We start from the raw sequence: 15,169 nt of genomic DNA, 5'->3' as shown, positions 1-15,169 counted from the left end.
TGAAAACGGGGGATACCCGCTGCATTTGCGGCGGGTATCTTTTTTGTATTGGTCTTCCGTTGGTATAAATTTTAGGAATGACCGATCGGACAACCGGACGTTGAAAAAAATTGCAAATAATTTTCATCCCGATTAACCATGTCGGAATTTTTGTTTACATTTGTGTCTGACATTATAGTCAGACAGTGTTGGTGAAATATTGTTTTGTTATGAAACACAATAGAATAGGTCTTGATGTGGGTTCCACGACGCTCAAGGTCGTCGTATTGGACGACCACGACAACATTTGTTTTTCGACCTATGTTCGTCACAATGCCCGTATTCGGGAAACTCTTTCCGTCGTCTTTTCGGAGCTGGGCGAGCGGTTCGGGGACGAATTGTTCAGTTTGACGATTACCGGTTCGGTCGGGCTGGGCATCGCGGAGCGCACGCAGATCCCTTTCGTTCAGGAGGTCGTGGCTTCGACGGCCTATGTCCGGCGTTACCATCCGCAGGCGACGACCCTCATCGACATCGGCGGCGAGGACGCCAAAGTCGTTTTCCTGAAAGGCGAAACGCCGGACATGCGCATGAACAGCAATTGCGCCGGCGGTACGGGGGCCTTTATCGACCAGATGGCGCTCCTGCTCGACACGACGCCCGCCGGACTCGACCGTCTGGCGCAGCGGGCCGTCCGCATTCATCCGATTGCCTCGCGGTGCGGCGTTTTCGCCAAAACGGACATCCAGAACCTGTTGGCCAAAAACGTGAGCCGGGAGGAGATCGCCGCTTCGATTTTCCACGCCGTGGCGGTGCAGACCGTCGTAACGCTGTCGCATGGCTGCGACATCGAGGCTCCGGTACTTTTTTGCGGCGGGCCGCTGGCATTCCTCCCGTCGTTGCGTAAGGCGTTTGCGGAGTACCTGCATCTGGACGGAATGCAAACGATCTGCCCCGCCGATGCCCAACTGTTGCCGGCATGGGGTACGGCGCTCTCCGGAACCGATGCTTCGCTTCGCACGACGGACGAATGGCTCGCTGTCATCGCCGCGAATACGACGCGGGGCGACCGCACGTACAAGGCGCTTCCCGCCATCTTCGAAAATGAAGAAGCGCATACCGCTTGGCGGCGGCAGCGGAACACCGGGACTTTCCGCTCCGTGCCGATTCCGTCGGGCCGGGTCGGGATAACGCTCGGCATCGACTCCGGTTCCACGACGACGAAGATCGCGGCGTTCGACGACCGGCAGCAACTGCTTTTCACCCACTATGCGCCCAACAACGGCAACCCGATCGCTGCGGTCGGGCAGGGATTGCGCGAGTTGCTCGCTGCCTGCCGGACGGCGGGCGCCGATCCGGTCGTGGAGGGCAGTTGCGTAACGGGCTACGGCGAGGATCTCATCAAAGCGGCCTTCGGACTCGACGCGGGCGTCATCGAGACCATCGCGCATTACCTTGCCGCCAAAGAGATAACGCCCGACGTGTCGTTTATCCTCGACATCGGTGGACAAGACATGAAGGCCATTTTCGTCGAGCACGGCGCCGTAACGCGCATGGAGATCAACGAAGCTTGTTCGTCGGGCTGCGGTTCGTTCATCGAAACCTTCGCCAGGAGCCTCGGCTCCGGGGTCGGGGAGTTCGCGGCGCAGGCGTGCACCGCCTCCCATCCCTGCGACCTGGGGACGCGCTGCACCGTTTTTATGAACTCCCGCGTGAAGCAGATGCTGCGCGAGGGAGCTTCGATGGCCGATATCGCCGCCGGGCTTTCTTACTCGGTCGTAAAGAACTGCCTTTACAAAGTGCTGAAGCTCCGTTCGGCCGACGAGATGGGCGGCCGGATCGTCGTGCAGGGCGGCACGATGCGCAACGACGCCGTGGTGCGGGCTTTCGAACGGCTGACCGGGCGCGAGGTTTTCCGCAGCGACCGTCCGGAGATGATGGGCGCTTTCGGCTGCGCGCTCTATGCCGGAAGGCTTCGGTCGTCCGGCGTGTCCCTCGGACAACTGCTCGAAACGGCTTCCTGCACTTCGGACATGCTGCAATGCCGCGGCTGCGAGAACCGATGCATGGTGACGCGCTATCGTTTCTCAGGCGGCAACACCTACTATTCGGGAAACAAGTGCGAGCGTCATTTTTCCAATAAAGGTTCCTGCGACGTGCAGGGCGAAAACGCTTATGCCGAGAAATTGCGCCTGCTTTTCGACCGCTCCGGTTTCCGGGAAGGGTGTCCGGTCGTCGGCATTCCCCGTTGCCTGAATACCTACGAGGAGTATCCTTTCTGGCATACGTTGCTCAGCGACTGCGGTATTTCCGTCGTGCTGTCCGACCCTTCGAACATGCGAACCTACGAACATAACGTGCGCCGCGTGATGTCCGACAACATCTGTTTTCCGGCCAAACTCGTCCATGCCCATATCAGCGATCTCGTCGAAAAGGGCGTAGACCGCATTCTGATGCCTTATGTCGTATACGAACAACCGGACGGCAAAGAGATCAACAGTTACAGTTGTCCGATCGTGGCCGGGTATTCGGATGTCGTGCGGAGCGTCGACAATCTTTCGATCCCGCTCGACTCGCCGACCGTTTCGTTCCGTAACGAAAAGCGACTCTACCGCCAGTGCTCCGACTATCTCGTTTCGCTGGGCGTAGCGCGCCGGAAGATCCGGACGGCTTTCCGGCGGGCGCTCGACGAACAGCGCGCTTTTGCTCGGCAGCTTAGGGAGCTTAACGGCGGGATTCTGCGCCGCAGCCGCGATGCGGGCCGGCTGACGCTTCTCGTAGCCGGCCGGCCCTACCATGCCGATCCGCTCATCCAGCATAAAATCGCGGAGATGGTCGCGGGGATGGGCGTCGACGTCATTACGGACGATATCGTGCGCGGCGAAAATATTTCGACCGCCGACACTCATTATGTGGCGCAATGGGCCTACGCCAACCGCATTCTCCGGGCTGCCGCATGGGCGAGCCGGCAGGATCGGAACGTGCAGTTCGTCGAACTGACCTCTTTCGGCTGCGGCCCGGACGCTCTGCTGACCGACGAAGTGCGCGACCTGTTGGGACGGCACGGGAAAAGCCTCACGCTGCTGAAAATCGACGACGTGAGCAATACCGGGTCGCTGAAGTTGCGTATCCGCTCGCTGATCGAGAGCCTGAAACTCGGGCACGCTTCGCAGGCCGCGCCGCGGCCGTTCGTGACGACGCCCGATTTCGGCGAGCGGGACCGCAAGCGGAAAATCCTCGTTCCGTTCTTTACGCCGTTTATTTCGCCGCTTATTCCGGCGCTGCTGAAACGTGCCGGATACGAAGCCGAGAACCTGCCCATGAGTACGCAAGCCTCGGTAGAATCGGGATTGCGGTATGCCAACAACGAAATCTGTTATCCGGCGACGCTGATCGTGGGCGACATCGTGAACGCGCTCCAGTCGGGCCGGCACGACCCGACCGAAACGGCCGTGGCCATCACCCAGACCGGCGGACAATGCCGCGCCAGCAACTACATCGCCCTGATCCGCAAAGGGCTCGTCAATGCCGGTTTCGCCGACGTGCCGGTTATATCCGTATCGCCGGGCAGCGGTCTGCAAACGACCCAGCCGGGGTTCCGTATTCCGTGGCTGCGCGTGTTTCGCGGTGCCATCGGAGCCGTTCTGTTCACCGATTGCCTGGCGCGCCTCTATTACGCTACGGCCGTGCGCGAAACCGAGCCCGGCGAAGCGGCCTCGCTGCGCGACTGGTATCTGGAAGACGCGAAAATGATTCTGGAATCCGAATCCGAAAGCAATATTCTGGATGCCTTTGCCGAAACGCTGGGCTTCGCCGTTGAAGCGTTTTCCCGCAAATGCCGTCCCATCGAACGGCCGAAGGTCGGTATCGTGGGTGAGATATTCCTAAAATTCAATCCTTTCGCCCAAAAAGGATTGATCGATTGGCTGACCGATCGTCGGATCGAAGCGGTATCGCCCATATTGACCGATTTTTTCATGCAGGGGTTCGTCAACCGCGAAATCCGAAATCGTTCGGGACTGGATTCCTCGCGGATTCCCGGCTGGCTGCTTCGGCAAGGAGCCGGGCGTATGCAACGGCTCATCGGTCGTTTCAACGGCATCGCTTCGAAATTTCCCTACTTTCAACCGATCGGCAACGTGTATGAGAGTGCCGAAGCGGCTTCCGAGGTCATATCGCTGAACGCGCAGTTCGGCGAGGGGTGGCTGCTGCCCGGCGAGGTGGCGATGTTCGCCCGGCACGGCGTTCGGAACGTCGTCAGCCTGCAACCGTTCGGCTGCATCGCCAATCACATCGTCTCGAAGGGCGTGGAGAAACGCATACGCGGGCTTTACCCGCAGATGAACCTGCTGTCGCTCGACTTCGACGGAAGCGTTAGCGACGTGAATATTATGAACCGGCTTTTACTTTTTGTCAATAACCTTGAAAACTAACTTTGCTATGAAACCTGCGGGAAATATCGAACAGAACGTCATTGCGTGCGCCCACCGGCTTTTCATCGAAAAAGGGTACGTCAATACCAGCATGAGCGACATCGCGGCGGCGGTAGGCATTACGCGTCCGGCGTTGCATTACTACTTCCGGACCAAGGAGCGGCTCTTCCGGGCGATCTACGGCGACATCCTACAGGAAGTGATTCCGCGCATCCATGATATTCTGATACGCGATATTCCTTTTATGGAACGGCTCGACCGAATTATCGACGAATACGTCGCTCTGTTTCTGAACAATCCCGATCTGCCGTATTTCATGATAGGGGAGATTCAACGCGACGTGAATCATCTTATAGAAGCAGCCCGGGAACTGAAGATCGACAAGTATATCCTCGATATCCAGAATGCGCTCAAAACGGCGATGCGGGAAGGAATCCTCCGTCCCGTCCCGTCCCGGATCGTTTTTCTGACGCTCTATTCGCAACTGACCTTCCCGTTCCTGATGAAAAATCTGGTGACGACGCTGCTGCTCGAAGACAAAGAGCAGTTCTCCGTCTTCATACGGGAATGGAAACGCAACGTCCTGTCGCAAATGGCCTGTTTGCTGTGTCCGCAAGACGAAAACGGCGACGTATAGTTCGGACGATGCAGACGGAAACGGATCAATCCGCCCGGCGCGGCAAACGGCGGAGATGCAGACGGATGATTCGTCACCGGTATTCCTGCGAACAGGCGGACCGAGAGTCCGTTCCCTTCGATAGCATGTTCTTTCGAGTTTGCGAAGATACGTCATGTTTGCGGTTCATTTTGCGATTCCTCGATTGAAAACGCTATTGTCTCGACGCAGCGATTCGCGGTCAAGGAATGGGGAGTACGGGGATCAGGTTGACGTACATCCTGCCCAGTACCACGGGAGCGTCCAGCATAACGACGTCGATCCGGGCGATGATGCACCCAACGGGTTTGACGGTCGTCTCACCCCGCGGATCGAACGTAATTTCTGGAAGAGCCCGTTTCCTGTATTTGGTATCGGGATCGGCCGGAAGTTTCGAGCCGGAAAACACCGTATTTCCGATGGGGGATCGGCGCCTATCGAATGAATGCTCGTCACTCTAAACCTATGAAAAAACGATAAACAAAAGCGGAAACAGAATGCCTGCCACCAGCTCGATTCCTCCCCGGCCCCAAAGGCCCTTGCCGCCATGCACCATCACGAGGCCCGTTAGCGTAATCAGTACGAGCGATCCGGCGAACACGTCGGAAAACACGGTCCACCAGCGGCCCGGATTGTAATGCAGACGGTTCATAACGCTCAACAGCGGACGCTTTTTAACCGATTCGTAGACGGCCTCGCCGGTACGCATGTCGACCACCAGCGACGACCCGCCTCGGATAAACGCTTTCATATGGGTTGAATCCGGAAAATAGTGCTTCGTGTATGCTGTGGCCTCGCCCAGCGGCTCGAGCATCGACAACACGTAATTCTTCGTGTAGTCGTGTTCGCTTTTCGGGAACGTTCCTTCGGTACGGAAGCGGTGTTGGCGGATCGCGTATTCGGCGTTGAAGTCGTGTTTATGGTTGAGCGTAAATCCCGATATCGCGTAGATCAGCACGATCCCCCCGAAAAAGAATGACAAGTCGCGGTGCACCGCACGGCTCCAGCGCCGGATGTGGGACATGATTTTGCGTTCGGGCATAATTACTGAATTTCGTACCCATCCGCTTCGATATAATAAACGGAAAGGTAGTTTTTACCCTCTTTCTTGTTACGTTCGGCTATGCGCGCGCGGTATTTGTCGAGCCGCGTTTGTAACCGACCGAAATCGGCCTGGGCTGTTTCTTGCTCGGCGGCAGCGGCGCTCTCGCACCGTTCAGCGGCCTGGTCGGCCCACTGCTGTAGGTAATCCTCGTCGATGCGCTGCTCCATGATGCGGCCTTCGACGCGAACGATCGCATGTACCGCCCCGGCATCGAACATACCGATCGATTCCCCGGACTCGATGCGTAGTGTTTTCGTCGAATCGTCCCCGGTCAGGAACAACTTGCGACCGCATTTTTTACAGATCGTTTTGCAGAATCCTTCGACGACTACGCTATCGCCTATCCTGTCGCCGGCTACGGCAAGCAGGCTGTCTACCGTCATAGGTACGGCTTCGGCTGTTTTCGTATTCGATCCCGAACCGCAACCGGCCATGTACATGGCTGCCAAAAACAGTAAAATTGCGTAACTAAAAAACTTTTTCATGTTCGTGTTTTCAATTTCAATATTCGATTCTAATTTTTATCGGGCCTCCGGATACCGTCCGTATCCCGTCAGAATGCCGAGCGACAGCCCTGCGAAACAACGGTTGCCCGCTCCGCCGGCATGGATGAGTCGGAAAGCCCCGGCCACAAATCCCCTCAATCCGCTCGTCTTCCGCAGTGCGAAATCATAGTCTACCGTTATGCCGCAAATGGTCAGTGCTCGGCCGAAATAGGCATACTCCGGGTCGATAACCCCGGTTTGCAAATCGGACTTCCCTGCGGTGTTGACCGTGAGCGAACGGCTGGGAACTGCGGCATAGGCGGCTGCTATACTTGCTCGGAGCTGGTGCGCCGCGCCGCGAACGAGCGGCATACCGGCCGATAGTTCGGCGCCGGCACGCGACGCGGCCAATGAAGATGCGGGCAGCACGTAACGATTTTCAAAATCGCCGTACCGTAGTTCGGCACCGACATGCCACCGGTAGCCGTTACTGCCGTCCAGCCGGTAATAACGCCACCGGGCGCCCGCTTCGTCGCGCGAAGTCCGGTATTTGACCGCGCTAAAAATCGTTCTCCAGTAGCTCGTAAATGAACCGTTGGGATTTTGTACGGTGACCGATTCTTGTAAGAACTCGTTGGCCCGGCCCGTCTTCGAGACATAGTGCAATTCGAACGCATGAAGCCCCTGCGGGCGTTCCAGCAGGCCTTTGATAGCCCCGCTCCATATCGTTTCGCCGTAATCGCCCGGACTCGCCTGATTCTGTCCTTCGACGCGGTCGCGCCGAACGGTCGCCGACGCCCGCACTATCAGCGAAAATCCGCCGGAACCGTAACGGTACTGCGCTTCGCCTCCGTAATAATTCGCCATAAAGCGGCGGGAAAACGAAAGCAAGTCGGGCTCGTCGTATTCACCCATCCCTTTGAATGCGTAATAGGGATACTTATCGTAATTGTCCGACTCTTTGCAAACGGGCTTGAGCATCTTTTCTTTGGCAAAACGGTACGACCCGTTCACCCCGACCGTACTGCGCGGCGACAGTTCAACGGCTATGCCTGGGCGAACGGCCAAATCGAGCGACTGCGTCCGCGTCCGAGGGTCGGATGAACGGGAAAAGTCGCCGGTGCTGTAATCCAGTGCCGCGCCGACCCACCACCGCCGGCCAATCCGGTGCGATGAGGCCTTCACATGAAAATCGACTGTCTGCTCTTGGTAGCGACTTGCAACGGCACTACCCGCCGAATAGGGATTGCCGTTATACGGATCGCGGATGTCGGCCCAGGCCCGGTTGCGGTGCCATTTCTGTGTGAAATCGAATGCGCCCCACAGGTGTAGTCCTTTCAGCGACAGATAGCTGTCGGAATGAAATCCGGCGGACAGCGCCTCTGCGGCCTGTTGCGGACGACGGTACGCACCCGACTCGGAAGTAGCTCCGAGCCGGGTTGTCCCGTAATCGGGCATCGGACGGACGCCCAAAGCCGCCGGATTGGTTGAACCGAGCCAAAGATTACGCTCCTCGAGCAGCATACGCTCGGGAGTCGTTCCCGACGGAACGCACCATGTCCCGTCGGGCCAAAGGGTCTGTCCCCCGAGGCTCAACGAAGCAACCAGCAACCATATGCACATTCCGATCCGTTTCATCCCATTCTTTTCGTTTGGATGCTACTTATTCAGTACGGGTTTGTCGTATTGCCTCGGCACGAGAAAAGCGGGTGTACCGTCTACCGACGTCGAAACGACGAAATCGGCTCCCGAGTTATTCGTATCCTGGAGCACTTTGCGGCCGTCGGTTGCGGTATAAGCCACCTTGCGCTCGGCAATCACCGGCACCTCACGACCGAGGACGGCGGCCGAAGCGTCGAGCTCCGCATGCATGACCGGATTAGCGTCTTCCGCCTTGTATTGCTGTACGGCATCGATGATGATGCCGTTAGGAATCTTTAGGAACACGTTCGACGACGAACTGCCCGGCTCCGGAAGCTTTTCCATAGATGCGATCTCGGCGTCCGTGGCGCGGAATAGGATGACCGACATGGTAGCCATACCGAATACGCGGGCGCCGGCAATTGCCTTGTAGACGATCTCCATGTTTGGAACTGCCGTATTGTCCTGCGACATGTCCGAATCGGCATAATAGGTTTCGAAATCGGCGCCTGTTAGATCGATGTCCATCGGACGCTCTTCGGTAACGAAATTAGCGGCGCTCTGGGCGACGACGACACTCTCACCGGGGGCGAGCGGGTGTTCGGAACCCGAGCCGGGGAAACGGGCTGCCGTATTGACGAACACGGCATCCTTATACTGTTCGTAGAACGGATTGGTTACGGCCGCAGTGTTCGTATTGCCCCACAGGTAGGCCAGGCAAAGGCCGTCGAGGTAAACCGTTTCGGACGAATTGTTGAAAATCTCCCAGTACCGGTCGTTGAGGAACGTTTTGCCGGCTGTCGTTTTCGTACCGTTCGAATAGATCTTGCTGATCACCAGGCTGCCCTTGACTGCCCAATTCAGCGTTACTTCGTGCGTTTTGGCCGCATCCTCGTCGGTGAGCAGGTTGACAGACAGCGACAGGCCGCTCAGCACGACCTCGTTCTTCAGATCGTCACCCAGTCCAGGGGCCAGTTCCTTGAACTGGGCGGCTGTCAGCGTTTTTGACACGGAAAGGTCGTACACGCCCTGCATGATGTAAGTGAACGTCGCTATGCCGTCTTTCGCCTCGGTTGTATAGATCGTACCGGAATTGCGGTCTTTGAGTGTTACCTCTCCCTCGAAACGAGCCGAGGAGGAGAAGCCATCCGGATAGTTTATCCGGAATTCAGTTGACTCGATGCCCTTGAAATCCTCGTCCTTCTTACAGGACGTAAATGCCGCGAAAACCGCGAGCAGCATCAACGTAATTTGGGGTAATCTTTTCATTTTCATTGTTTTTTTATTGTTAATTGTGATTTTCAGAAACTTGCATTTATTTCGAATCCGTATGAGAACAGGTTCGAATTGCGCTCGACGAGCGTCGTCGAGATCGAACTCTTGTGCCACGGTTGCTTGAAGAACACGTTGTTGACATAGAACGAGAAGCCAAGACCGTTGCCGACTTCTTTGGTCACGCGCAGATTGACCGACCACAGCGGCGGCCATGTTTCAGGCAAGTTGCTGATCTGCGATTTGTAGATCTGATCCTTGACCATAAACCCCTCGAAACGAGCCTCGGGATCGGCGAGCTGCGCCGCGGTAAAGGGTACGTAGACCGTCGCCCCGGGATGATTCCGGTCGACCGTCACGTATCCCACCGGAATCTCGGGAATGTTGATCGTCCGGTTGTACTCGTAGAAAATGGCCTGCACGGTAGCCGATACGACGAAACGGATCGACGGAATGTGTTGCACGATCCGTAGTGCCGTGCTGTAACGCCGATCGACCGAGGTCGACGATCCTTCCGGGTAAACAACCATCGTCTTTTGCTCGATCGTCGTGCTACCGACGGGCGTATTGTAGATTTTGTTCGACGAGTTGTTTCGCGTGACGATATAAGAGCCGTTCAGGTAGAAGCTCGTGCCGGTCGCCTCAATCCGTCCCAGTTCGAAATCGTACTCGATCCCCCGGCTGACCGAACGACGGCAGTTGCCCGGACGATCGATACGGTGCAGTACCGTATCGATCGAAGTGGGATTTTGGGGATCGTATGCGAGCTTCCCGTCCTCAACGGACACCGCCGAAGAGGCCCAGCGTGCCACTGTCGGCGCGATCCACTCGTCGGTCAGTGTTCCGAACCCGTCGTTCACGCGTTCGTGGAAAGCCGTCACCGAGAACCGCATCCCGTTGTGCAGCGTTACGTCGGCACCTGCTTCGAACTTGCGGTTTTTCATCGGTTTCAGCTGCTTGTTGGTCAGATCGTAGACCCGGGTCGTATAAACGACATAGGGAGTCCCGTCGATCGTCGCACTGATATTCTGCATGTCAAGATATCCAGGATCGGGATAGAGGTACAGCAAACCCGGCATTTTGGCTGAAATGCCGTAACCGAAACGAAACCGCAGTCCCCTGGTAGGCAGGTAGGCGGCATTGATCCGGGGCATCACACTCGACAAACTTTCCGTTCTACCGGGTTGCGCCAGTGTCCAACGCAGACCCGCCTGTACTTTCAGCTGGGTTTTGCCGATTTTCAGATCGAATTGGTCCTCGCCGTAAAGCGAAAATTGCGTCAGGAACGGGATGTCGCGAAAGGAACGCGAACGCAGCTGTGCAAGGGGCAGATTCGGATTCTCGTTGTAGAATCCGCGTCCGAGATTCCCCTCGCTGCGTAGTTCGGCTCCGATGGCGATTCGATGGAGAAATCCTTCCTGTCCCAGGTAAAAATCGTCGCCGAGCTGAACATAAAAAGAGATCGGGCGTCCTTCGGTACCGCCTCTGCCGACGTACTGGGACGGCAGGATTGCCGCCTGCTGGGTCGAGTTGCCGGTCGCGTTGAACACCGGTGCGTTATGGGCCGCCGGTGCAAGCATCTTGACTTGGTAATCGTCGTCGCGGCTGTACGAAAATCCGATATCGTAATGGAGACTGCGCATCAGCAGCCTGTCCGCGCCGAACCGCCCCGAATGGCTGAACGTAATTCCGTACTGACGGCTCTGCGCGTACATGCCGCGTACCAGTTCCGGCTCGCCGGGGTCGGCTCCGCTCCAGTCGCGGATCAGCTTCAGCCCCAGCCGGGTCGTCACCGCCCAACGGCCGTCGGCGAGATTCTTCGAATGAATCAAGGAGAGCAGCCCCCGGTTATAAGTATCGGTCGCATAGCGCGGGTCGGACTTGCCGTGCGCGTAATCGGCGCTCAAATTCAGCGTTCCGGCGCGGCCCAGATCGAAACCTTTGTCGGCATAAAGTTGCTGGATCCCGGGCATGATCCGCGCGAGCACTCGACCGGGTGTCCGGCCTACTTTGCTTTTGATTAGCATGGTTCCGCTGCTCATATCGCCGTACCGGGCCGATGCGATGCCCCGGATCACCTCGATTGACTCGATGTTGTCGGTACCGATACCGCGCAAGTCGATCCCTTTGCCTGCAGTGCTGAACGCCCCTGCCTCGACATTCAGGTTCGCATTGTTGGATAACGGAATGCCGTCGACGACGATTGAACCGCCGAAAGCGTTGTTGTTATCTGCTTCGAGCGTCCGGTTACGGAACTGTCCGGTGCTGATCAGCGACGGATTGCTGCCCAGAAAATTACCAGGGAGCAACTGGAGTACATCCTTGAGGCTGGTCGCCTGTAGGTGATCAAGCGCCTGACGGCCGATCGACGACGAAGTCGAGAGGCCGCTCTTGTTGTTCTCGGCGACGACAACGACCTCTTTCATCGCGAACGAAGAAGGCATCATCGCGATCCGGACGCTGTCTTCGGTTTCCGCTTTCAGCTCGACGGTTAGCGAGACCGTTTCGTAACCAAGCAACGAGACTGACAATTCGGCTTTCCCGGGCGGAACATCGGCAAAAAGGGCTTCGCCGTCCGTCCCAGCCACCGCCCATAAGCCATACGGAGCGAGGGTCGTCACGGCCGCCTGCAACGGTTTGCCGTCCTTCGCCGAAATGACGCGTACGCGAAACGGCGCGCTACGAGGCGAAGCGGCTCCTGTAAAAGCCGCCCCGACCATCGGGGGCAGACACAACGTCCCCAACCATATCACGAACAATCGGAATCCCATAACAGTCCTTCTTTTCACACTTCTTCGCCCTGCTGCTGAACGGTCGTTCAGAGGCCTTTCTCCAAAGCCTTCTCGATTTCGTAATTCAGATAGCGGTAATGCTCGGCCAGCTCGTCCGTCGAACTCTGAACCCGGGCGCGCAGCAACTTTCCGAGCTTGCGCAATTGATTATAACACAGAGAAGTCGCATACAACTGCACATCCGTGGCACGGGTCGAACCGGTCATCTGGTCTTCGAAACCGTTCCCGTGCCGGCCGCATTCGATGTGGCGGCAGGGCCAGAATGCGCCTTCGTCTTCCGCAGGATAATCAGTCAAGCCGCGTAACGATGACTCCTTGTCCAGCGCGTCGATCCCGCGCAGCATACTCTGCACGAACGCATATTGCATCATTCGCTCACTGTGCGAAAGCGGCTTGTTTTTTAGCGTCGAAGCCCACACTCGGTTGTAAATGTCATCAACGTACTCCGACGCGGAATAGGCATCTTCAGGCGTCAACTTGGCATTGGTTTCCATGCGCGCGATCCGTCCGGGGAGCAACAGCGTGCGAACGGTGGACATCTGGTAATCGGTCACGTCCTCGTTTTTCGGCCGCGTCAGTTTTTCCAGTTGCGGATTGACGTACCAGTCGGGCAGTTCGTACAACTTATCGAAAATAAAGTTCAGCGCCTCTTTTTGTTTCTGTTTGGAAACCATCTCGAACGCGGGTTGGTCGGAGCCGACCATCGGATAGTAGCGGTACGAACCTCCGAGATAGACCATGACATGCCCCAAATAGCGGCGCGCCTGCTTGAAGACCTCTTCGTAAAGTTTTTCGGTGCGGTTGTAATCTTTACCCGGATAGGCGGTCCACAGGTGCAGGCTGTCGACAACGATCTTCAGGTTCCGAATACCGTATTCGGTAGCCTTCATCGCGTCGTCGCCGAGCGATTCGGTCTGCGAAGCGGGATCCGTCGCACCGAAAATAGCCTGTTCGCCGTAAATATAGATCGGATCGTCGGCCTTTTCATCGATCCAGCGGTTCAGCACGGGCACTTCCTCTTCGGGAGTCTTTGCTTCGAATATCGGTTGATAGGCCCATTTGATCGCGTAATAGTCGTATAGGCCGAGATGGGGTGGCAGCAGTTGCGTCACTCCGTCACCCGGTTGAGCGACGTAGTTGTTGCGGGCATAGTCCATGATCGAGGCCGTCGTGCCGTATTTCTCCGTAAATGAAGGCGAGCGCAGGGAGTCGACCGGATAAGCGTACGACCCGCGCATGTTGTGCATCAGGCCGAGCGTATGCCCCACTTCGTGGGCTATTACATAGCGCAGCATCGGCCCCATCGTTTCGGTGTCATACACCTCAGCGCGGGCTTTCGGATCGACGGCGGCGGTCTGGACGAAACGCCAGTTGTGCACTAGTTCGATCACGTTATGGAAAAAGTAGACGGACGCCTGTAGGATTTCGCCGCTGCGTGGGTCGGTCCACGACGGTCCCATCGCGTTGGCCACGTTGGTCGACGAATAGACAATGCAGGTGTTCCTGATATCGTCCGGATTGAACTGTGGATCGTCTGGATAGTCGCGGGCGACGATGGCATTTTTGAAACCGATCGCCTCAAAGGCTTTCTGCCAGTCTTCAATCCCTGCCTTGATATAGGGACGCCACTTGTCGGGGAAAACCGGATCGACATAATAGACGATCTGTTTGGCCGGTTCGACCAATTCGCCGCGCTTGTACTTTTCGAGGTCTTCGTCCCGAGGCGCGATGTTCCAACGCTCGAGATAGCGGACGGTTTCCAGGTAATCCTTATCGGTCGAATACTTCACTTTGCGGCTGTTGAACAGACCGATGCGCGGGCTACCGTAGCGCGGGCGCATCGGAGTCTCGGGAAGTCGGATCATCGACACGGTCATCTCGGCCGTGAAAGGATGGTCGTAAACCGTATAAACCATCCGCGTTCGAAAATTGACGTTTTCCGGAAATGCCTGCATGGACACGACGCCGGACATCTCTTTCTGGAATTTGCCCTGCATCGATTCTCTCAACCCGAACAACTTGGCCAATGGGGAAGCGTCCAGAAACGGGCGGAAAGGTTTCTGGTCGGAGGCGAAAAAACTTCCGACCTCGATCACAACGGCCGACGAGTCGGGCGACACGGCGGCGATCGGGAAAGCCTGCATCACGGGATCGATCTTATTCCGTTCGAATCCCGGAGCGATACTCTCGGCCGAATCGCATACGGCCGAACAGTCGACCGTATGCAGATACACCTTGTCATCGTCGGCCGACCAGCGAATCAAAAGCGGATCGTGCGGCATCCGTCCCGCAATGATGTCCCGGTTGTTGCTGATGCCCGATACGCGGGCGGCCAGCAGCATTTGGGCGTCCATGACCGAATAAGGCAATTCCATATAATATTTCGATTTGACCTTATGCAGGGTCACCAATCCGCGGACGGTTTCCGCATCTGGAGTAATTACGGATTCGTACGGCTTGCGGCTTTTGTTTCTCAGGGAGTCCGCCGTCGTATCTTTCGCCGCCGTCTCAACGACGGCCTTGCGCCTGCCGGATTTTTTGTCTTTGGCAACCGCAGCGGCTGTTACCGTCGTTGCGAGCAATAGGCAAGCGAATGTTTTCAGCATTTTCATCGTATGTCGAATTTGGTTTTTTTCGTGCCACAAAAGTATGGGCGACGCTCTCGGCGACCAATACTGAAAAATAGGGATAATCACCCCGGGAATACCTAATGCTTCCATGCGGGGCGCTAGAGTCTTTCCCTGAAAAAGTCGGCGACTTCTGGCATTTCAATCCTCAAATGTTAAATCGACAAGATGAAATAGAGT

The 15,169-nt window shown here is 56.8% G+C and carries 9 protein-coding genes; 2 read left to right on the top strand and 7 right to left on the bottom strand.

Going from position 1 to position 15,169, the window contains the following annotated elements; all coding sequences use genetic code 11:
- Window positions 1–209: 209 nt before the first annotated feature.
- Together GFH31_RS04735 and GFH31_RS04730 are read left to right on the top strand one after the other, a co-directional pair.
- Window positions 210–4,412 carry an acyl-CoA dehydratase activase gene (locus GFH31_RS04735; protein WP_153498119.1) on the top strand — a complete coding sequence of 1,401 codons (4,203 nt, stop codon included), beginning with the start codon at window positions 210–212 and terminating at the stop codon, window positions 4,410–4,412.
- A 7-nt stretch (window positions 4,413–4,419) separates the two neighbouring features.
- Entirely contained in the window at window positions 4,420–5,049 is a 630-nt protein-coding gene (locus GFH31_RS04730) for a TetR/AcrR family transcriptional regulator (RefSeq protein ID WP_101573812.1), read from the top strand.
- 220 nt (window positions 5,050–5,269) lie between these two features.
- Here GFH31_RS04730 and GFH31_RS04725 read toward each other — a convergent pair whose 3' ends face one another.
- The 7 genes from GFH31_RS04725 to GFH31_RS04695 are packed head-to-tail and all read right to left on the bottom strand — an operon-like array spanning window position 5,270 to window position 14,974.
- Entirely contained in the window at window positions 5,270–5,476 is a 207-nt protein-coding gene (locus tag GFH31_RS04725) for a hypothetical protein (protein ID WP_101573814.1), read from the bottom strand.
- Window positions 5,477–5,530: 54 nt separating this feature from the next.
- On the bottom strand, window positions 5,531–6,109 hold the full coding sequence (locus tag GFH31_RS04720; RefSeq protein WP_228385804.1) for a PepSY-associated TM helix domain-containing protein: 579 nt from the start codon (window positions 6,107–6,109) through the stop codon (window positions 5,531–5,533).
- A gap of 2 nt (window positions 6,110–6,111) precedes the next feature.
- Window positions 6,112–6,657, bottom strand: a complete 546-nt coding sequence (locus tag GFH31_RS04715; RefSeq protein WP_101573816.1) for a hypothetical protein — start codon at window positions 6,655–6,657, stop codon at window positions 6,112–6,114.
- A gap of 36 nt (window positions 6,658–6,693) precedes the next feature.
- On the bottom strand, window positions 6,694–8,295 hold the full coding sequence (locus GFH31_RS04710) for a DUF6850 family outer membrane beta-barrel protein (protein ID WP_118458672.1): 1,602 nt from the start codon (window positions 8,293–8,295) through the stop codon (window positions 6,694–6,696).
- Between the two features lie 21 nt (window positions 8,296–8,316).
- Complete coding sequence (locus GFH31_RS04705) at window positions 8,317–9,567, bottom strand: DUF4876 domain-containing protein (RefSeq protein ID WP_172970775.1); 1,251 nt, start codon at window positions 9,565–9,567, stop codon at window positions 8,317–8,319.
- A gap of 32 nt (window positions 9,568–9,599) precedes the next feature.
- Complete coding sequence (locus GFH31_RS04700) at window positions 9,600–12,341, bottom strand: TonB-dependent receptor domain-containing protein (RefSeq protein ID WP_153498120.1); 2,742 nt, start codon at window positions 12,339–12,341, stop codon at window positions 9,600–9,602.
- Between the two features lie 47 nt (window positions 12,342–12,388).
- Entirely contained in the window at window positions 12,389–14,974 is a 2,586-nt protein-coding gene (locus GFH31_RS04695) for a zinc-dependent metalloprotease (protein WP_172970776.1), read from the bottom strand.
- Between the last annotated feature and the right edge of the window lie 195 nt (window positions 14,975–15,169).

The sequence above is a fragment of the Alistipes sp. dk3624 genome (assembly GCF_009557455.1).
Classification (GTDB): Bacteria; Bacteroidota; Bacteroidia; order Bacteroidales; family Rikenellaceae; genus Alistipes_A; species Alistipes_A hominis.
This window is presented reverse-complemented; position numbering and strand designations above follow the sequence as displayed.